Source organism: Amycolatopsis acidiphila, from assembly GCF_021391495.1.
In the GTDB taxonomy this organism is placed as follows: Bacteria; Actinomycetota; Actinomycetes; order Mycobacteriales; family Pseudonocardiaceae; genus Amycolatopsis_E; species Amycolatopsis_E acidiphila.
In genome coordinates this window covers 7,977,929-7,996,942 of the sequence record NZ_CP090063.1, presented here as the reverse complement: position 1 = coordinate 7,996,942, position 19,014 = coordinate 7,977,929, and the positions used below count along the sequence as shown (strand labels likewise).

Sequence of the window (19,014 nt, the reverse complement as noted above, 5' to 3'; positions counted from 1 at the left end):
AGAGATTGGAGTGCGGGGTCGCCGCCCCGGAACGTCGATGAACTCAGCAGACCCCAGCCTCGAGTGGCTACTGGAGAACCTGGTGGACAACACCCCGGGCGCGACGCACGCCCTGGTGCTGTCGAAGGACGGGCTCAAGCTCTGTCACACCCATCGTCTGTCGGTGGACAAGGCCGACCAGCTGGCGGCCATCGCCGCCGGCGTGCAGTCCCTGGCGCACGGCGCCTCCGTGGAGTTCGGCGACGGCAGCGGCGGTGTGCGGCAGTCGATGACCGAGTTCCACGGCGGACTGCTGTTCATCGTGGAGGCCGGGGAGGGCGCGCACCTGGCGGTGCTCGCCGCCGACGACGCCGACGTCGGGCTCATCGGGCACAACATGGACGAGCTCGTCGAGCAGATCGGGACCTTCCTGACCTCGCCGCCCCGTCAGTTCCAGCCCAGCCATCCCGCATGATCTCGCGGGCGGTCAACGACGAGGACCCGGATCGCCTCTACACCGTGACCGGCGGGCGCAGCCGGGCTGCGGAGGCGGATCTGGATCTCGTCACGCTGATCGTGAGCGAGGCCGACCCGGTGCCGGGCATGCAGTCCGAGTACGTGAAAATCCTTCATATTTGTCGATTCCCGACCGCGGTCGTGGAACTCTCCTCGGAGCTCTCGTTGCCGGTGAGCGTGGTGAAGATCCTGCTGGCCGATCTGCTGGCCGGTGGCGCGGTCTCCGCGCGTCACCCGTCCGCCGCGTCCCGGCCGGGCGCCGAACTGCCCGACGCCGATTTCCTGAAGAAGGTGCTCGTTGGACTCCAAAATCTCTGATCAGCCGGTGCGCACCCCGCTGCGCAGTACCGCGACGGACGGACTCAAGATCGTCGTCGTCGGCGGCTTCGGGGTCGGCAAGACGACGATGGTCCGCTCGGTCAGCGAGATCCGGCCGCTGAGCACCGAGGAGACGATGACCCAGGCCGGCCTCGGCATCGACGCCAACGCCGGCGCCTACGGCAAGACCACCACGACCGTCGCGTTCGACTTCGGCCGGATCAGCCTGAACGAGCAGATGGTGCTGTACCTGTTCGGCGCGCCGGGCCAGGAACGCTTCTGGTTCCTCTGGGACCGGCTGTTCGCGGGCACGCTCGGCGCGGTCGTGCTCGTGGACGCCCGGCGGCTGGCCGACTCCTGGTACGCGATCGACCGGCTGGAACACCACGGCACGCCCTTCATCGTGGCGCGCAACAACTTCGAGCCACCGCGGCACGACCTCGGCGCGGTGCGCGAGGCGCTCACCCTGTCCGAGCACGTCCCGCTGATCGACTGCGACGCGCGTGACCGCGAGTCCGCGAAGCAGGTGCTGATCGCGCTCGTCAACCACCTCTACGCCCTCTCCTCCGCACGGAAGACCGCATCATGAGCGAAACACCCAACCCCGCCCCGCTGCGGTTGTACGGGCCGCGCTTCCAGCAGGACCCGGCCGCGCTGTACGAAACGATCCGCCGCGACTACGGACCCGTCGCCCCGGTCCTGCTCGACGGGGACATCCCGGCCTGGTTCGTCTCCGGCTACCGCGAGATCCACCAGGTGTCCGACGACTCGCAACTGTTCGCGCGGGACACCCGCCGGTGGAACATGTGGGAGCGGATCCCGGACGACTGGCCGCTGCTGCCCTACGTGGCGCACAACCCGTCGGTGATGTTCACCGAAGGGCCCGAGCACCGCCGCCGCGCGGGTGCGATCGGCGACGCGCTCGGCGCCGTCGACCAGTTCGAGCTGCGCGCGCAGTGCGAGCGACTCGCGGACGGGCTCATCGACTCCTTCGCCGGCACCGGCGAGGCCGACCTCGTCGCGCAGTACGCGATCCGCATGCCGCTGCTGGTGATCGCGTACATGTACGGCCTGCCGCCGCACGAGGTGCCGGAACTGGTGCGCGACATCGCGATCTCGCTCGACGTCGGCCCGGACGCGATCCCGGCGCACCTGCGGGTGCAGGCGGCGATGCAGCGGCTGCTCGCGCAGAAGCACGAGCAGCCGGGCCCGGACATCCCGTCCCTGCTCATCCAGCACCCGGCGAACCTCTCCGACGAGGAGATCGTGCTGGACCTGCTGGTGGTGACCGCGGCCGCGCAGCAGCCGACGGCGAACTGGATCGGCAACACGATCCGCCTGATGCTCACCGATGCCCGGTTCGCGATGACGCTGTCGGGCGGGCGCGGCAGCGTCGGGCAGGCGCTCAACGAGGTGCTGTGGCAGGACACCCCGACCCAGAACTTCATCGGCCGCTTCGCCACCCGCGACACCCAGCTCGGCGGCCAGCGGGTCCGCGCCGGGGACCTGCTGGTGCTCGGGCTCGCCGCGGCCAACTCCGATCCGCTGGTGCGCCCGGACTCCGACGCGGGCTCGGCCGGCAACCAGGCGCACATGTCGTTCGGGCACGGGGAGCACGGCTGCCCGTACCCCGCGCCCGAGGTCGCCGAGGTGATCGCCAAGACCACCGTCGAGGTGCTGCTCGACCGGTTGCCGGACCTGGAGCTCGCGGTGCCCGTGGAGGAGCTGCTGTGGCACCCCTCGGTGTGGATGCGCGGCCTGGAGCGGCTGCCGGTGAGGTTCACGCCCACCTACGTCGCGGCGCAGGCGGGCATGTCCGCGGCGGCCCGGCCCTGGTGATCAGGCGGGCGCGGGAATCCTCGGGGTGAAGGTGATCGGCAGCGCCGCCGGCCCCCGGGTGAACAGGCCCTGCTCGACCGGCGGCGTGCCGTCGGCGAGGCGGGCGTCGGGCATCGCGTCGAGCAGCTGGTCCATGCCGACCTCGATCTCGGTCTTGGCCAGCAGCGCGCCCACGCAGAAATGCCGTCCCAGCGCGAAGGACAGGTGGCTGGCCGCCGCCGAGAAAGCGGTTTCCGTTGGCAGGTCGGTGCGGAAGACGTCGAACTCGTCGGGCTTCGCGAACCGGCGGGGGTCGCGGTTCGCGGCGCCGATCAGGCAGGTGACGGTGCTGCCCTTGGGCACGGTGCCCGTGCTCAGCTCGATGTCCTCGGCGGGCTGGCGCATGATCATGTGCACCGGCGGGGTGTAGCGCAGGGTTTCCGCGAACGCGCGAGGGATCAGGCTCCGGTCGGCGCGGACGGCTTCGAGCTGCTCGGGATGCTCGAGCAGGTTCTTGAACACGCTCGCGATCGCCTTGTCCGTCGTCTCCCCGCCTGCCGCGAGCAGCAGGCTGCAGAACGCCTTGATGTCCTCGTCGCTCATCGAGGTGCCGTCGACCTCGGCCGCGCACAGCGTCGAGAGCAGGTCCTCGCCGAGGTGCTGCCGGCGCTCACGGATGACCGGGATCAGGTACTCGGCCAGCTCTTCGCGCGTGCGCAGGCCGTCGGCGGCGACGTCCGGATCCTGGCTGAGGTTGCCGAGGAACGCGATGATCGAGGTGTACCAGCGCTGGAACCGCGCGTGCTCGGCGCGGTCGAGGCCGAGCATGTCCACGATGACGTTGATCGGGAAGTGCTGTGCGAAGTCGGCGACCAGGTCGACCGAACCGCGGTCGCGGAAGGAGTCGATCAGCTCGCGCGCGTTGCGTTCGATGACCGGCAGGAACTTCTGCTCGAGCTCGCTGCCGCGGAACGCGGGTGCCACCAGCGCCCGGCGCACCGAGTGCTCACGCCCGCTCATCTGCAGAATCGTCCGGCCGTGCACGGGTTCCAGCTGCCAGTCGTAGTTGTCGGTGGTGAACGCCGGTTCCTTGAAGGCGCGGGCAACGTCCTCGTAACGCGAGACGAGGTAGCTCTGGGTCGGCTCATGCCAGATCAGCGGCTGCTTGTCCAGCATGATCCGATAAGCGGCGTAGGGATTTTCGGCGAACTCCGCGGACAGGATGTCAGGTGCTCCGTCAGCCGTGGGCATGACGCTCCCTCGATCTACTCTGGATGGAATTTCCAGGCTAGCGACGGCACTCCATTCGTCTGACAGGTCGAGGCGAACTCCAAACTGTTGGCTCAGCCGGTCATCACTCACTGCGCACCTACTGGTCCATTCGAAGGAAAGCGCTTTCGATTACGGGCCGTAAACCCTACGGACGTCGGTAAATCACCCACAAGTATTGTCGTGGCCACTTTCGTGGGTCACGCTCCCCGCATGCCTGGTTCCCGCTCCCTCCGCCGCACACTCACCGTTGTCGTCGCGTCAGTGGCCGTCACCGCCGGGTTCACCGGCAGCGCGCTCGCGACACCGCCCGGCATTCCCACCGAGTCCACCGCCCACACCGAGCTCGCCGCGCTGACCGTCAAGGCCGACGGCAGCCAGGACGGTTACTCCCGCGACAAGTTCCCGCACTGGATCGACCAGGGCAACAGCTGTGACACCCGGGAAGTCGTGCTCAAGCGCGACGGTACCGGCGTCGCCACCGGCTCGGACTGCTACCCGACCTCGGGCAGCTGGTACAGCCCGTACGACGGCGCGACCTGGACCGCCGCGTCCGACGTCGACATCGACCACGTCGTGCCGCTCGCGGACGCGTGGCGCACCGGCGCCTCTTCGTGGACCACCGCGCAGCGGCAGGCGTACGCCAACGACCTGAGCGACCCGCAGCTGATCGCCGTCACCGACAACGTGAACCAGTCGAAGGGCGATGCCTCGCCCGACACCTGGAAGCCGCCGCTGACGAGCTACTGGTGCACCTACGCCGAGATGTGGATCAAGGTGAAGTACACCTGGAAGCTGTCGGTCAACTCCGCCGAGAAGTCCGCGCTCACCGACATGCTCGGCCGATGCTGAGGATCTCGCGGGCCACGGCGTCGTTCTGACGCAGTGGCAGGGCGTTGATCCGGGGCCGGGTGAACGCCGCCGCGGACCGGGCACTCGTGTGCGGTCCGAGCGAGAACCATCGTTCGTGCGGCGTGCCGTCGGCCTTGAGCAGGCGACCGTCGGAAAGCCTCGTGTGGATGCGTCCGGAGGGCAGGCCGAGGACGAGCTCCTCGGTCAGCTGTCCGGAATCCCGCAGCGACCGGATCAGGGCGTCGGACGCGAGGCCGACACTCGCGTTCGGCAGCCGTGCCTCGATCAGCGTCCGTGCCTCGACATCCCCGGGGAAGCTGGAGCTGCTCACCACGAACCGCCCGCGCTCGGCGGTCACCCGCATTTCCGCACCGGCGAAGGAAACCAGCCCCGCCTGCTCCAGTGCGAGCAGCTCCTCCAGCCGCCGCGGCGGCGGGCCGCTGGCGTAGAAGCTGAAGAACCCGTGGAACCATCCGTCCACATCGGACACCTGTGAGGCCGGTTCGAGCTTTCCGGAGTCGGCGAGCAGGGGCAGCTGGTGGACCACCGACAGCAATGCCATGAAGCCGCCGAGATCCGCGCTGAAGGCGGGGTCCGCGCGCCGGGCGAGATCGGCCTCGACGTACTCGCGCAGGTACTTGCCGAACTCCTCGGCGTCGTCGAACCGTTCGCCCGCCAGGGGCCGGTCGATCCGGTTGAGGTCCAGCCGGTCCTCCTCCGCGGGCACCGCGCGCTCGACCAGCAGGCGCATTTCCTCGCTGTCCCAAGGGAGTTCGGCGAAGCGCGAGTCGAACTCGGCAAAGCCGAGCCGGACCCGGTCCGGATGCCCGGTGAACAGCTCGCTGTAGTAGCCCCAGGCGACCTCCTTCGCGACGAGCGGCCACACGTCGCTCAAGAAACACAGCCCTTCGCCGAGGCCTTCGATCGCCTCGTGGTCGAAGAATCTGGGCAGCCGCAACGGTTCGCCCTGCAGCCGGTAGCCCGGCTTCGCGTGGTACGGCACGCCGCGACGGGAACCGACGTGCAGCACCGGCTCGCGCCCGCTCGGGTGGTAGACCAGCCCGCCGCCGTCCTGCTCGGTGAACCGGCCGCCGCGGCCCTCGGTGAGCAGGAGCATCAGGTCGACGAACGCGAGCCCGAACCCGCGCACCAGGACGTGCTCCCCGGGCGGGACGGCGTCGTAGTCGATGTCCGCCGTGTAGCCGGCGGGGTAGTAGGAAAGCCCGTGCCGCTCGGCGAACTCGACCAGCCCGGCGGCGGCCGCGTCGGGCTCCGCGTCGAGGTGCCCGACCGTCAGCAGCACCAGGTCGGCAGGCACGGCCTCACCGGTTTCTAGCCATACCCGGCCTTCCTCTATGCGCGTGGCCCGCGTCCGGTGCTCGACGACCTCGATCCCGGCGGGCAGCTCGTCCAGCACCAGCCGGTACACCCACGCCAGGTACGCGCTTTGCAGTCGCCGCGTGGGAAACGACGTGTTCGCCAGCTCGTCGAGCTCGTCGTGCAGGTCCTCGGCGACCTCATGCCGCAGCTCGCCGGAGCGCAGCAGCTCGACCCACTCCGACAGCGACGGCCCTGGCCGCACCGGCCCCGCGATCCGGACGCTGTCGTCGGTGAACATCGTGACGTCCTCGGTCATCGAGTTCATCCGCAGCAGCGGCGACTGCTCGTACCGCCAGATCCGGCCAGGGCCGGGCGGAAACGGGTCGATCAGGTGCACCACGAGACCGTCCTCGCCGAGCAGTTCGGCGGCGTTCGCGGAGATCCGCTCCAGCACGCCGACCCCGCGCGGCCCCGCGCCGACGATCGCGAGCTGACAAGGCGCCATGAGCCCGAAGCTACGGCGAATTCCGGGGGCGCGCCGCCGGGTCCGCGATGTGGACGCGCTCAGCGCATCCGGTCCAGGACCTCCGGGGCGTGGCTGTAGAGCCGCATGACGCCGCCGACGGTGAACTCCGTGAGCAGCGTGATCAGGGCGTCCCGGTCGGGCGCCGCGCCGGGCCAGGACAGGTTGACCAGCGCCTCGGTCATCGCGAAGTACATCGTGACCAACGCGGTGTCCGCGCGCCCCGGCTCGATGCCGAACGCCGCCCAGCGTTCCCGGCTCGCGGCGGTGTAGACCTCGGCGAGCCGCGAACGCAGCCGCGTCATGGCGGGGTTGCCCGCGCGCTCGGCCTCCTGCAGCACCGGCAGCGCGTCGGGATGCTCGGCGACGAACGCGAACATGGAGGCGTAGTTCTTGTACGCCCAGGACTTCAGGTCGAGGTCGGCGTCGCCGGAGCCGCGCTCGGCGATGGTCGCGAAGGCGAGCTCCTCGGTGTCCGCGACGGTCCGCTCGAACAGCTCGCCCTTGTCGCCGAACAACTCGTAGACCGTCTGCCGGGTCAGCCCGGCCTGCCGCGCGATCTGCTCGATCGTCGCGCCCTGGACGCCATGGGTGGCGAAGACCTGTCGCGCCGCGGACAGCACGAGGACCCGCTGCTCCTCGGCGGGCGCCTTCCGCGGCCGCCCCGGACCACGCTTTCGGGGCATTGACATATTAGCCACCTCACCTTGATCCTTTTTTCGACAACCCTGTCGGAAATTAGCTCATCGGGGAGCGAGCATGCGTCTGACCACCCGCCGGAGATTTCTGGCAGTTCTCACCACGGTCATCGGCCTCGTCTCGCTGACTGTCGGCGCGGCACCGGCCGGTGCCGCCGACTTCTACGATCCGCCGTCGCCCCTGCCGGCGGGTGCTGCGGGCGACATCATCCGACACCAGGCGTCGCAGTTCTTCCTCGACCCGACCAAGCTGCTCCCCGCGCCCGCCAAGGTCCAGCGGATCATGTACCGCAGCACCGACACGCACGGCGACCCGGTCGCCGTCACCGGGACCGTGCTGACCCCGACGCTGCCGTGGACCGGCCCTGGCGCCCGGCCGATCATCAGCTACGCGGCCGGCACCCAGGGCCTCGGCGACCAGTGCGCGCCGTCGAAGGCGCTCGCCACCGGCGGTGAGTACGAGGGCCCCTTCATCTCCGGGCTGCTGAGCCGGGGCTACGCCGTCGTGATCACCGACTACGAGGGCCTCGGCACACCCGGCGTGCACACCTACGTCAACCGCAAGGCCGAGGGCTACGCCGTCCTCGACGCGATCCGCGCCGCCCAGCGCCTTCCCGAAGCGGGCCTGCCCGACGACGGGCCGGTCGCGATCTCCGGGTACTCCCAGGGTGGTGGCGCCTCCGCGGCCGCGGCGGAACTACAGCCGGGCTACGCGCCCGAGCTGAAGCTCAAGGGCGCCTACGCCGGCGCGGTTCCCGCGGATCTCGGCGCGGTCGCGGCAAACCTCGACGGGCACTACGCCGTGGGCTTCCTGATGTTCGCGGTGGCGAGCATGAACTACGCCTACCCGCAGTTGGACATCCCGGACATGCTCAACGCGAAGGGCAGGGCGCTGCAGGCCGAGGTCGAGAACGAGTGCACCGGTGACGCGATCCTCAAGCACGCCTTCACCCGCACCGCCGACCTCACCACCGACGGCCGCCCGATCACGGCTTACCTGAGCGAAGCGCCCTTCGCCTCCGTGGTGGCCGAACAGCAGATCGGGCTGACCCCGCCGGCGGCGCCGGTGCTGGTCGCGCACAGCGCGCTCGACGACATCGTGCCGTTCGAGCAGGGCCGCACCATGGCGCGGAACTGGTGCGCCGAGGGCGCGACGGTGCAGTTCGACACCCTCGCCGTGCCGACCCACGTGGGTGGCGCCGTGGCCGCCTATCCGGACGCTTTCGCCTGGCTGGACGGACGGCTGCACGGCGTCCCCGCCCCCGACAACTGTGGAGGCTTCTGACGATGGTCAGGCTGACGGTTCACTTCAGTCCGGTCGCCTCGGCGGCGGCCGGGTCCGAGTCGGCGAGGAAGCTGCGGCAGCGCTCGTACTCCTCGGTCTCGCCGATGCGCTGGGCGGCCTTGCCCAGTACGGCCAGCGCGCGCAGGAAGCCCTGGTTCGGCCGGTGGCTCCAGGGCACCGGGCCGAAGCCCTTCCACCCGGAGCGGCGCAGCTGATCGAGGCCGCGGTGGTAGCCGGTGCGCGCGTAGGCGTAGGCGGCCACCACCTCGTCGGCTTCCAGCGCGCGTTCGCCGAGCGCGGCCCAGGCCTCGCTGAAGTCCGGGTGCTCGGCGGCGACCTCGGCGGGATCGGTCCCGGCGTCGAGGGCGGCCTGTGCGTCGGTGCGGTCGGGCAGCAGGGTCGGCTCGGGACCCAGCAGGTTGGCGTGCGTCATGGCGTCAATCCTGCCTGAAGGCTTCCTGAGCGGCGAAGCCGCTTGCTGTGGGCACGCAGCTCGCGCCGCCGCCCGCACGTCTGACAAGCCGTTTCCCGCTCTCCGTCAGAACACGAAGCTCGCGAGGACCCCGCTGCCGAGGAGCACGAGGCAGGCGACCAGGACGGCGGCGACCATACGTTTCGGCATCACGGGCCGACACGATGCCCGGCGGGCCACCGCCGGGGCAAGTCCGTCACACCTCAGGGTGAACCCTGATTTTCGGACATAGCCGTCGAGACCGGCAAACCGACCCGCCATGATGTGCCCATGACGAAGGCGGTTCAGGGGGAACTCGTCGTTCCGGGCAGCCCCGTGGCGAAGACCAGGCTGTTCTTCCGGCTGCACTGGCAGCGCGGCGGGCCCGGGCAGCCGACTCCGGCCTGGGTGCTGCGGTTCGCGTACACGATGTGGCTGGTCGCGTTGGCCTTCAAGCTGCTCGGCTCGTCCTGGGACGTGTCGTGGCACTTCAAGTTCATCCGGGACGACTTCGCGCCGCCGCACCTGATCAACACCGTCGGCACCGGGATCGTCATCGTGCTCGTCGCGATCCACAGCTTCACCGGCCTCGGCTGCGACCGCCGCTCGCTGCGGCTCATGCAGACCGGGCTCGGGCTGTTCCTGATCGCGGCCCCGCTCGACGTGCTCAACCACCGGGTCAACGGGCTCGACCTGACCGCGTGGAGCCCGACCCACCTGCTGCTCTACTTCGGCACCGCGGTCATGCTCGCGGGGGTCATCGACGGCTGGCGGAAGTTCGCCGAACCGGGCCGGGTGCGGACCCTCGTGCTGGCCGGGCTGTGGGCGTTCTTCCTGGAGAACATGTTCTTCCCCAACGGCCAGCAGGAGTACGGCGTCCTCGGCCTGCGTGCCTGGGACCGCGGCGCGCCCGAGGCCGAGCCCTCGCTGCTGAGCTTCGCGGCCCAGCAGATCGGCCATCCCGTGGACCGCGCGGCGGTCCTGCACTTCACGATGCCGATCGCGGACTGGGTGTACCCGCTGTGGGGCATCGGGATGTCCGCACTGGTGCTGCTGCTCGCCCGGCACACGATCGGCCGCGGGTGGGCGGCGACCGCGGTGGCCGGCGCATATGTCGCCTACCGGATGGTGATCCGGCCGCTGCTGGTGGCCGGCACCTTCCCCGCCTCGACGATCCCGTTCTACCTGGTGTTCGTCGGGCTGGCGGCGGACCTGGGGTACCGCCGGGGCGCGCTCACCGGGGTACTGGTCGCCGCGTTCGGCTACGGGGTGCTGTGGCTGCAGTCACTGTTCGGCGCGGCCCCGCCGATCGCCTACTGGACGCTGCCGGTGGTCCTCGTCGCCGTCACCGCGGTGTGGTGGGTGACGGCGACGAGGCTCCGGGTCAGAGCTTCGTCCCTGCCGACTTGAGGTTCTCGGCGGCCTCCACGACGCGCGCGGCCATCCCGCCCTCGGCGGCCTTGAGGTAGCTGCGCGGGTCGTAGACCTTCTTGTTGCCGACCTCGCCGTCGATCTTGAGCACGCCGTCGTAGTTCTTGAAGAAGTGATCCGCGATCGGCCGCGAGAACGCGTACTGCGTGTCGGTGTCGACGTTCATCTTCACCACGCCGTACGACACGGCCTCGTGGATCTCCTCGAGCAGCGAGCCCGAGCCACCGTGGAACACCAGCTCGAACGGCTTCGAGCCGTCGGGGAGGCCCAGCTTCTTCGCCGCGACCTCCTGGCCGCGCTTGAGCACGTCCGGGCGCAGCTTGACCGCGCCCGGCTTGTACGCGCCGTGCACGTTGCCGAAGGTCGCGGCCAGCAGGTAGCGGCCCTTCTCGCCCGAGCCCAGCGCGTCCACCGTCTTGAGGAAGTCGCCCTCGGCGGTGTACAGCTTCTCGTTGATCTCGTTCGAGACGCCGTCCTCCTCGCCGCCGACGACGCCGATCTCGACCTCGAGGATGATCTTCGCCGCGGCCGCCCGATCCAGCAGGTCCGCCGCGATCTTCAGGTTCTCGTCGAGGTCGATCGCCGAGCCGTCCCACATGTGCGACTGGAACAGCGGGTTCCCGCCCCGGTCCACCCGCTCCTTGGAGATCGCGATCAGCGGGTTGACGTAGCTGTCCAGCTTGTCCTTGGGGCAGTGGTCGGTGTGCAGCGCGATGTTGACCGGGTACTTCTTCGCGACCACGTGTGCGAACTCGGCCAGCGCGGTCGCGCCCGTCACCATGTCCTTGACACGGGTGCCGGACGCGAACTCCGCGCCGCCGGTGGAGACCTGGACGATGCCGTCGCTCTCGGCATCGGCGAAACCGCGCAGGGCGGCGTTGAGGGTCTCCGACGAGGTCACGTTGATGGCCGGGTAGGCGAACTCGCCTCCCTTGGCCCGGTCGAGCATCTCGGCATAGACCTCGGGGGTGGCGATGGGCATCGTTGGTCCTCCTAGCAGGTGGTTCGCCTTGTTGCCCGAATCGTACGAGGTCTGCCGTGACAGCACTATGAGAGCAGGACCTGCGCCACAGCCCGGTAGGTCGGCAGCGGGTCCTCGTCGAGTGCCTGGATGGCGACCTGGTCGGCGCCCGCGTCCAGGTGGGCGGTGATGCCCTCGGCGATCCGGCAGGCGTCGCCGTGCAGCACCAGGGCGTCGACGAGGCGGTCACTTCCGCCGTTCGCGAGGTCCTCGTCGGTGAAGCCGAGCCGCTTGAGGTTGCTGACGTAGTTGGTCAGGTGCAGGTACGGGTTCTGCACGCGGGGGCGGCCGACCGCGCGGGCCCGCACCGGGTCGGTGTCGAGCACGATCTTGTGCTCGGGCACGAGCAGCTTGCCCTCGCCGAGGATCTCGCGGGCCTGGCGGGTGTGCTCGGGGGTGGTCAGGTACGGGTGCGCGCCCGCGGTGCGCTCGGCGGCGAGCTTGAGCACCTTCGGGCCCAGCGCGGCGAGCGCCCTGTCCTCGACCGGCACGCCTGCCTCGTCGAGCTGGTCGAGGTACTCGACGATCTTGTCGTAGGGCTTCTGGTAGACCTTCACCGCTTCGGGGTGGCCAATGCCGACTCCCAGCAGGAAGCGGCCCGGGTGCCTGGCCGCGATCCGGTGGTAGGACTCGGCCACCGGTGCCGCGTCGTCGGTCCACATGTTGACGATGCCGGTCGCGACGACGATGTGGTCCGTCGCGTCGAGCAGCCTGTCGACATCGGCGAGTTCGGCGCTCGGCGAGCCACCGAGCCAGATGGCGCCGTAACCGAGTTTCTCCACCTCCTGGGCGAGCTCGTCGCTCACCTGGGTGGGGTGCCGCCAGATTCCGAGTTTCCCGAGTGCGTTCACCATGTTCCGGACAACCGCGACCGCCGCGCTGTTCATTCCGGGTTAGCGTGAGAAGCATGAAAATCGGGAACAGCGACCTGGACGTGTACGGCCTGAACCTGGGCGGCAACGTGTTCGGCTGGACGGCGGACGAGCAGCAGTCCTTCGCCGTTCTGGACGCCTACGCCGCGGCGGGCGGCAACTTCATCGACACCGCCGACTCCTACATGGCACGCGTTCCGGGCAATTCGGGTGGCGAGTCCGAGACCATCATCGGGAACTGGCTCGCCGGCCGCGGCCGCCGCGACGACATCGTGATCGCGACGAAGGTCGGCAGCTGGCCCGCGCGGCCGGGCGTGTCCGCGAAGAACATCCGCGAAGCGGCCGAGGACTCGTTGCGCCGCCTGCGGACCGATCACATCGACCTGTACTACGCGCACCGGGACGTGGCGGACGTCCCGCTCGAGGAGACCCTCGGCGCGTTCGACGAGCTGGTGCGGGCGGGCAAGGTGCGCTATCTCGGCGCGTCCAACTACACCGCCGAGCGGCTGGCGGAGGCGCTGTCCATTTCGGACCGCGAGGGCCTGGCCCGCTATGTCGCGCTGCAGCCGCACTACAACCTGGTGGAGCGGGGCTACGAGCAGGACCTGCTGCCGCTCGTGCAGCGCGAGGGACTGTCCACATTGCCCTACTTCGGGCTGGCCAGGGGCTTCCTGACCGGAAAGTACCGCTCCCGCGAGACCGACAGCGGCAGCCCGCGCAACGAGGCCGCGGTCGCGTACCTCGACCACCGCGGCGAGCGGGTGCTGGACGCGCTCGACGACATCTCGGCCGCGCACAGGACGACCCCGGCGGCGGTCGCGCTCGCGTGGCTCGCCGCGCGTCCCACCGTCGCGGCGCCGATCGCGAGCGCACGCAACGTCGAACAGCTGGGCGACCTGCTGGCCTCGGTCGAGCTGCAGCTGACCGACGCCGACGTCGCAAGCCTCGACGACGCGTCCGCGTGAACTGCCTACTGAGGAGTAGCTTACTCACGGTAGGTTGAGGTACGGTGCGAGCATGGCCAACGTAAACGGCAAGGTCGTGCTCGTCACCGGAGCTGCGCGCGGCATCGGCGCGGGGCTCGCCGAACGGCTCGCCGCCCAGGGCGCCAAGGTGGCTCTCGTCGGTCTGGAGGCCGAGGAGCAGCGCAAGGTCGCCGAGCGGATCGGGGACTCGGCGCGCGCCTGGGAAGCCGACGTCACCGACTGGGACGCGCTGGAGAAGGCCACGGCCGGGGTGGTCGAGCACTTCGGCGGGATCGACATCGTCATCGCCAACGCGGGCATCGCGACCACGGGGTTCGTCCGGTCCATCGACCGGGCGGCCTTCGAGAAGGTCATCGAGGTGGACCTGCTCGGCGTGTGGCGCACGGTCCGGGTGACGCTGCCGCACGTGATCGAGCGCAAGGGCTACCTGCTGGCGATCTCCTCGCTCGCGGCGATCACGCACGCGCCGGGCATGGCCAACTACTGCGCGGCGAAGGCCGGCGTGGAGGCGTTCTGCAACAGCCTCCGCGCCGAGGTCGCGCACCTCGGCGTGAAGGTCGGCGTCGCGCACCCGACGTGGATCCGCACCGACCTGGTGGAGAGCGCCGACGCGCACCCGGTGTTCGGCAAGATGCGCGCGGGCATGCCGGGCCTGCTCGGCAAGACCTACCCGCTGGACGTCGCGCTCGACCTCATCGAGGCCGGCGTGCTCAAGCGGGCGCGGACGATCCACGTGCCGCGCTGGGTGCTCGCGCTCAAGCTGCTGCGCTCGTTCCTGCCGCCGATCGTCGAGCTCGGCGCCCGCACCCGGATGCCGACCGCGGACAAGGCCGCGATCGAGGACATCGAGGCGCGCGGCGCCCGCGAGGCCGCGGTCACGGGGCACGGTGGGAAGGCCGCCATCCGCTGAGACGGGTGGCTGGGCGCCCTACTTCACCCAGGTGCCCATCACCGGCTTGTACTCGCGCACCGTGCGCTGCGCGAGCGCGCCTTCGAGGTGGTACGGGTCGGCGTCGAGGATCTTCTCCAGCGCCGACTCGTCCTCGGCCTGCATCAGGATCACGCCACCGCTGTCGTCGCCGAGCGGGCCGGCCACCGCCACGGTCCCGTTCTCGGCCAGCTCACGCAGGTACTCCCGGTGCCGAGGCCGTACCTCGCCGTACTTTTCGGGCACATAGCGCGTCTCCACCAGGAACCAGGTCATGCGTACCTCCGGGCTCGGATCTCTGCCCGCACGCTACCCGTTCGCAACTATGGCGTGGCCAGGCAACCCGATACTCTGGGCGCGCGTGGAAGCAGTTGTGGGGAACGCGCGGACGAGGGTCGAGGACGGGCAGGACTACATGCCGGACGGCAGCGCGGAGCGCAGCGTCGAGCGCACGCTCGGGCATTTGCGCACGATCGACGGGCTGGAGCAGGCCCCCGCAAAGCCCGTCGCGCCGCTGACGCTCGAGGATCTCTACCGCACCCACCGCATGCGCCTGGTCCGGCTGGCGATCCTGCTGGTCGACGAGCCGGCGACCGCGGAGGACGTGGTGCAGGAGGCGTTCACCGGGCTGTACCGCAACTGGAGCAGGCTGCGCGACGCGCAGGCCGCCGTCGGCTACCTGCGGACGGCCGTGGTCAACGGCTCGCGCAGCGTGCTGCGCCGCCGCAAGACCGCACGGGAGTACGTGCCGCCGCACGCGGTCAACGCCCGCTCCGCCGAGAGCCTCGCGATGCTCTCCAGCGAGCACCAGGCCGTGGTCGGCGCGCTGTCGAAGCTGCCGCCCCGCCAGCGCGAGGTGCTCGTGCTGCGCTACTACGGTGGACTGTCGGAGGCGGAGATCTCCGAGGCGGCCGGCATCTCGAAGGGCACTGTCAAGTCGACCGCGAGCCGCGCTCTTGAATCGCTACAGAAGGCGATGAGCGCCTGAAATTGCGAGACATGGTTTAGACCAATATATGCTGGAGTGCGTGACGGACTTCGTGCTGACCGGCGGGCGACTTGCGCTACCCGAAGGACTCGTCGACGACGGCTGGCTCGCCGTCGCCGACGGGCGGATCTCTGGCATCGGCACCGGCACCCCACCGCCGGGCGACCACGTCGAGCTGGGCGGGGCGCTCGTCGTGCCCGGGTTCATCGACACGCACTGCCACGGCGGCGGGGGCGGCTCGTTCTCCAGTGCGGAGACCAAGGAGCTGCAGCGCGCGATCACCGCGCACCGGCGGCACGGCACCACGACGATGCTGGCCAGCCTGGTCTCCGAGCCGATCCGGTCGCTGGTCGACCAGCTGGCCGCGCTGCGTGAGCTGGTCGAGGACGGCGAGCTGGCCGGGGTCCACCTCGAAGGCCCGTTCATCGCCGAGGCACGCTGCGGCGCGCACGACCCGGCTGTGCTGCTCGAGCCCGACACCGCCGCCGTCGACGCGCTGCTCCGCGCGGGGCACGGCGCCGTGCGCATGGTGACGCTCGCGCCGGAGCTGGCGGGCGGCGTGCGCGCCGTCCGGCAGCTCACCGAGTCCGGCGTCATCGCGGCGATCGGGCACACCGACGGCACCGAGGAGCAGATCCGCCCCGCGATCGACGCGGGCGCCACCGTCGGCACACACCTGTTCAACGGGATGCGCCCGCTGCACCACCGCGAACCCGGCCCGATCGGCGCGCTGCTGGACGACGAGCGGGTGACCGTCGAGCTGATCTGCGACCTCGTGCACGTCCACCCGACCGTTCTGCGCCTGGCCGCGACCTACGCCGGTCGTGGCCGCACAGTGCTGATCACCGACGCGATGTCGGCGACGGACGCGGCCGACGGCCGGTACCAGCTGGGCCGTCTGGAGGTCGACGTGCGCGACGGCGTCGCGACGCTGGCGGACACCGGCTCGCTCGCCGGCAGCACGCTGACCATGGACGTCGCCTTCCGCAACCTCGTGCGCGGCGCCGGCCTGGGCATCCCCGACGCGGTCCGCGCCACGTCCGGCCGTCCCGCGGAGCTGCTCGGCATCGAGGACCGGACGGGCTCGCTGGAGACGGGCCTGACCGCGGACATCGTCATCCTCGACGAGGACCTCCGTCCGTCCCGCGTCCTGCGCGGCGGCGAGTGGGTGAGCTGACCGGATCCGGCGTGCGTCTGGAATCGGCCGGTGTCCCGACTAAGCTGAAGAGGGTGAGCGAGCTTCAGGACCCGGAGCGCCTGCTGGCCGAGGCGCTGCGCGCGCAGGCGAGGAGTGCCCCGCCCGGCGCCGGCCGTGCGTCCGAGCCGCCCGCGACCAGCCTCCCGCCCCAGTACGGCCTGCTGTCCGGCGCGGACGGCAACGCGCTGGAGCGCGAGCGCGCCGCGCTCGAACCGCCCACTGTCCGTCACCCCGCCGTCAAGGCCGACGGGCCGGTGCTGTCCCTGCCCGCGCACTGGATCCTGCTGCTGGCGGTGCTCCTCGGTCTCGCCACCGGCGCCGTCATCGGCCTGATAACTCTCCTTTGAGCCCACAAGAGCGACACAGGGTCACCCTGTACCGTTTGACGGTGTGATCCTCGCCGAGACCACGACCACACTGGCCCTGATGCCCAAGTGGTTCAACCCGGAGTACCTGCTGACCCAGTTCGGCGCGTACGTCATCGTCGGGCTGTGCCTGGTCATCTTCATCGAGAGCAGCATCTTCCCGGTACTACCAGGTGACTCGCTGTTGTTCACTGCCGGGCTGTTCGTCGCGCAGGGGTCGATCCACACCCCGCTGTGGCTGGTCTGCCTGGTGGTGAGCGTCGCGGCGCTGCTGGGCAACGCGGTCGGTTACTTCATCGGCTACAAGGTGGGGCCGGCGCTGTTCAAGCGGCCGGACTCCAAGTTCTTCAAACAGGAGTACGTCGACAAGACGCACGCGTTCCTGGAGAAGCACGGGCCGAAGGCGGTCGTGCTGGCCCGCTTCGTGCCGTTCGTCCGCACGTTCATCACCTGGATCGCGGGCGTCGGCCGGATGGACGCGAAGAGGTACTTCACCTACACGATCATCGGCGGCATCCTCTGGGCGGCCGGCATCACCGCGCTGGGTCACCTGCTGGGCAACATCTCGTTCATCAAGAACAACATCGAGGCGATCTTCGTCCTGATCGTGCTGGTCTCGGTGGTGCCGCTGGTCGTCGAGTACGCCCGCAACCGCCGCGGGAAGAAGCTCGCCGCCGCCTCCGACGCGGAGACCACGCAGCAGATCCCGCGGATCGAGCGCTGATCCGCGGGACCACCGCCGTAGTCAGCTCATCGAGAACATCGACCCGGGGTTGAACAGGTTCTCCGGGTCCAGCGCCTGCTTGATCTGCCGGTGCACGCGGATGCCCACCGGGCCGATCTCGCGTTCGAGCCACTCCCGCTTGATCTTCCCGACGCCGTGCTCGCCGGTCACCGTGCCGCCCAGCGACAGCCCCAGCTCGAGGATGTCGTCGAACGCCTTGCGGGCGCGGGCGAACTCGTCCTCGGAGTCGGGCGCGTAGACGATCGTTGGGTGCATGTTGCCGTCGCCGGCGTGCCCGACGACCGCGATCCGCAGGCCGACCTCCTGGCCGATCCGCTCGCAGCCCTGGATGAGCTCGGCGATCCGGGTGCGCGGCACCGACACGTCGTCGGTCAGCCAGACGCCGTACTCCTCCAGCGCGGTGAGCACGACCCGCCGCGCCTGCAGCAGCATCTTGCCCTCGGCCAGGTCGTCGGTCGCGTAGGCCATCGTGGCCCCGCAGTCGGTGCAGATCTGCTCGAGCGCGGCCAAGTCGTGGCGCGCCGCCTCGCCGCCGGAGTCCGACTGGCACAGCAGCAGCGCCTGGCAGTCGGACCCGGCACCGAGGTCGGTGTTGAGGTAGTGCTCGGCCGCCTTGATCGAGCTGGCGTCCATGATCTCCATCAGCGACGGCACCAGGCCCTCGCGCACCACCCGCGCGACGGCCTCGCCTGCCTTGTCGGTGTGGTCGAACCCGGCGACCAGCGTGGCCGGGGCCTGCGGCAGCGGGCGGAGCGCGACCGTCGCCTGCGTGATGACGCCGAGCGTGCCCTCGCTGCCGATGAACAGCTTCGTCAGGTCGTACCCGGCGACGCCCTTCACCGTGCGCCGCCCGGTCCTGAGCAGTGAGCCGTCCGCGAGCACGACCTCCAGTCCCAGCACGGAGTCGGTGGTGACGCCGTACTTCACGCAGCACAGGCCACCGGCGTTGGTGGAGAGGTTGCCACCGATGGTGCACCAGTCGTAGCTGGACGGGTCGGGCGGATAGAACAGGCCGTGCTTCTCCACGGTGTTGCGGAAGTCGAGGTTGACCACACCCGGCTGCACGACGGCGAGCCGGTTGCCGGAGTCGACCTCGAGCACCTGGTCGAACTTGGTCATCACCAGGATCACGCAACCGTCGATCGCGTTCGCGGCGCCGGACAGCCCGCTGCCGGCGCCGCGCGGCACGATCGGGACGTTCGCCTCCGCACAGGCCCGCACCACCGCCTGGACCCCTTCCACGTCCGAGGGCAGCACCACCGCCAGCGGCCGTCCGGACGGAGCGAGGGGCATCATGTCGCGTGAGTAGCTGTCAGTGACGTCGGTGTCGGTGAGGACAGCGTCCTTCCCGAGTGCTTCCCGGAGCTTTGTCAGCAGTGCGTCGTTGCCCATAGACACATCGTAAGACCTAAGATGGATTTATCCACAGTGCGGAAGAAGTTTTCCGAATT

Annotated in this window: 21 protein-coding genes; 13 read left to right on the top strand and 8 right to left on the bottom strand. The window is 70.0% G+C overall.

Going from position 1 to position 19,014, the window contains the following annotated elements; genetic code table 11:
* Positions 1-37 precede the first annotated feature (37 nt).
* The 4 genes from LWP59_RS39330 to LWP59_RS39315 are packed head-to-tail and all read left to right on the top strand — an operon-like array spanning position 38 to position 2,652.
* The gene (locus LWP59_RS39330) at positions 38-454 is read left to right on the top strand and encodes a roadblock/LC7 domain-containing protein (RefSeq protein ID WP_144636879.1); all 417 of its coding nucleotides are present in this window, start codon (positions 38-40) and stop codon (positions 452-454) included.
* Positions 451-813 (top strand): DUF742 domain-containing protein, encoded by a 363-nt coding sequence (locus tag LWP59_RS39325; RefSeq protein ID WP_144636877.1) that lies wholly within the window; start codon positions 451-453, stop codon positions 811-813. Before LWP59_RS39330 ends, LWP59_RS39325 begins: the two co-directional genes overlap by 4 nt.
* Positions 794-1,402, top strand: a complete 609-nt coding sequence (locus tag LWP59_RS39320) for a GTP-binding protein (RefSeq protein ID WP_144636875.1) — start codon at positions 794-796, stop codon at positions 1,400-1,402. Before LWP59_RS39325 ends, LWP59_RS39320 begins: the two co-directional genes overlap by 20 nt.
* On the top strand, positions 1,399-2,652 hold the full coding sequence (locus LWP59_RS39315) for a cytochrome P450 (protein ID WP_144636873.1): 1,254 nt from the start codon (positions 1,399-1,401) through the stop codon (positions 2,650-2,652). The genes LWP59_RS39320 and LWP59_RS39315 overlap by 4 nt, the downstream gene beginning before the upstream one ends.
* Here LWP59_RS39315 and LWP59_RS39310 read toward each other — a convergent pair whose 3' ends face one another.
* Positions 2,653-3,882 carry a cytochrome P450 gene (locus LWP59_RS39310; protein WP_144636872.1) on the bottom strand — a complete coding sequence of 410 codons (1,230 nt, stop codon included), beginning with the start codon at positions 3,880-3,882 and terminating at the stop codon, positions 2,653-2,655. It abuts the gene before it with no gap.
* Between the two features lie 231 nt (positions 3,883-4,113).
* Between LWP59_RS39310 and LWP59_RS39305 the strand changes: the two genes are divergently transcribed.
* Positions 4,114-4,752 carry an HNH endonuclease family protein gene (locus LWP59_RS39305; RefSeq protein WP_144636870.1) on the top strand — a complete coding sequence of 213 codons (639 nt, stop codon included), beginning with the start codon at positions 4,114-4,116 and terminating at the stop codon, positions 4,750-4,752.
* Here the strand turns inward: LWP59_RS39305 and LWP59_RS39300 are convergent.
* Positions 4,727-6,577 carry an FAD/NAD(P)-binding protein gene (locus tag LWP59_RS39300; protein ID WP_144636868.1) on the bottom strand — a complete coding sequence of 617 codons (1,851 nt, stop codon included), beginning with the start codon at positions 6,575-6,577 and terminating at the stop codon, positions 4,727-4,729. The two genes, LWP59_RS39305 and LWP59_RS39300, sit on opposite strands and share 26 nt — an antisense overlap.
* Before the next feature lie 59 nt (positions 6,578-6,636).
* Positions 6,637-7,287 (bottom strand): TetR/AcrR family transcriptional regulator, encoded by a 651-nt coding sequence (locus tag LWP59_RS39295; RefSeq protein ID WP_186383171.1) that lies wholly within the window; start codon positions 7,285-7,287, stop codon positions 6,637-6,639.
* Between the two features lie 67 nt (positions 7,288-7,354).
* Between LWP59_RS39295 and LWP59_RS39290 the strand changes: the two genes are divergently transcribed.
* On the top strand, positions 7,355-8,578 hold the full coding sequence (locus tag LWP59_RS39290; protein WP_144636866.1) for a lipase family protein: 1,224 nt from the start codon (positions 7,355-7,357) through the stop codon (positions 8,576-8,578).
* Between the two features lie 19 nt (positions 8,579-8,597).
* On the opposite strand, the gene LWP59_RS39285 is transcribed toward LWP59_RS39290, so the two are convergent.
* Positions 8,598-9,011 carry a DUF3151 domain-containing protein gene (locus LWP59_RS39285; protein WP_144636864.1) on the bottom strand — a complete coding sequence of 138 codons (414 nt, stop codon included), beginning with the start codon at positions 9,009-9,011 and terminating at the stop codon, positions 8,598-8,600.
* Between the two features lie 309 nt (positions 9,012-9,320).
* On the opposite strand from LWP59_RS39285, the gene LWP59_RS39280 reads away from it, so the two are divergent.
* Positions 9,321-10,439 (top strand): hypothetical protein, encoded by a 1,119-nt coding sequence (locus LWP59_RS39280; RefSeq protein ID WP_144636862.1) that lies wholly within the window; start codon positions 9,321-9,323, stop codon positions 10,437-10,439.
* Here LWP59_RS39280 and fbaA read toward each other — a convergent pair.
* Both fbaA and LWP59_RS39270 read right to left on the bottom strand, forming a co-directional pair.
* Positions 10,414-11,442 (bottom strand): class II fructose-bisphosphate aldolase, encoded by a 1,029-nt coding sequence (gene fbaA / locus LWP59_RS39275; RefSeq protein WP_144636860.1) that lies wholly within the window; start codon positions 11,440-11,442, stop codon positions 10,414-10,416. The genes LWP59_RS39280 and fbaA overlap by 26 nt on opposite strands.
* Positions 11,443-11,507: 65 nt before the next feature.
* Entirely contained in the window at positions 11,508-12,335 is an 828-nt protein-coding gene (locus LWP59_RS39270) for an LLM class F420-dependent oxidoreductase (protein WP_144636940.1), read from the bottom strand.
* Between the two features lie 53 nt (positions 12,336-12,388).
* Here LWP59_RS39270 and LWP59_RS39265 point away from each other — a divergent pair, with 53 nt between their 5' ends.
* Both LWP59_RS39265 and LWP59_RS39260 read left to right on the top strand, forming a co-directional pair.
* Positions 12,389-13,318 carry an aldo/keto reductase gene (locus LWP59_RS39265; protein ID WP_144636858.1) on the top strand — a complete coding sequence of 310 codons (930 nt, stop codon included), beginning with the start codon at positions 12,389-12,391 and terminating at the stop codon, positions 13,316-13,318.
* A gap of 52 nt (positions 13,319-13,370) precedes the next feature.
* A complete protein-coding gene (locus tag LWP59_RS39260; RefSeq protein WP_144636856.1) occupies positions 13,371-14,249 on the top strand; it encodes an SDR family oxidoreductase in 879 nt (292 codons plus the stop codon).
* A gap of 18 nt (positions 14,250-14,267) precedes the next feature.
* Here LWP59_RS39260 and LWP59_RS39255 read toward each other — a convergent pair whose 3' ends face one another.
* On the bottom strand, positions 14,268-14,543 hold the full coding sequence (locus LWP59_RS39255) for a YciI family protein (RefSeq protein WP_144636842.1): 276 nt from the start codon (positions 14,541-14,543) through the stop codon (positions 14,268-14,270).
* 139 nt (positions 14,544-14,682) lie between these two features.
* Here LWP59_RS39255 and LWP59_RS39250 point away from each other — a divergent pair, with 139 nt between their 5' ends.
* Genes LWP59_RS39250 through LWP59_RS39235 form a run of 4 tightly spaced genes read left to right on the top strand, consistent with a single transcriptional unit; the run spans position 14,683 to position 17,542 of the window.
* Positions 14,683-15,255 (top strand): SigE family RNA polymerase sigma factor, encoded by a 573-nt coding sequence (locus LWP59_RS39250; RefSeq protein WP_144636938.1) that lies wholly within the window; start codon positions 14,683-14,685, stop codon positions 15,253-15,255.
* A 52-nt stretch (positions 15,256-15,307) separates the two neighbouring features.
* Positions 15,308-16,432 (top strand): N-acetylglucosamine-6-phosphate deacetylase, encoded by a 1,125-nt coding sequence (nagA, locus tag LWP59_RS39245; protein ID WP_144636936.1) that lies wholly within the window; start codon positions 15,308-15,310, stop codon positions 16,430-16,432.
* A 53-nt stretch (positions 16,433-16,485) separates the two neighbouring features.
* A complete protein-coding gene (locus LWP59_RS39240; protein ID WP_144636840.1) occupies positions 16,486-16,800 on the top strand; it encodes a hypothetical protein in 315 nt (104 codons plus the stop codon).
* A 43-nt stretch (positions 16,801-16,843) separates the two neighbouring features.
* The gene (locus LWP59_RS39235; protein ID WP_144636838.1) at positions 16,844-17,542 is read left to right on the top strand and encodes a DedA family protein; all 699 of its coding nucleotides are present in this window, start codon (positions 16,844-16,846) and stop codon (positions 17,540-17,542) included.
* 21 nt (positions 17,543-17,563) lie between these two features.
* Here LWP59_RS39235 and LWP59_RS39230 read toward each other — a convergent pair whose 3' ends face one another.
* A complete protein-coding gene (locus LWP59_RS39230; RefSeq protein ID WP_144636836.1) occupies positions 17,564-18,955 on the bottom strand; it encodes an FAD-binding oxidoreductase in 1,392 nt (463 codons plus the stop codon).
* Between the last annotated feature and the right edge of the window lie 59 nt (positions 18,956-19,014).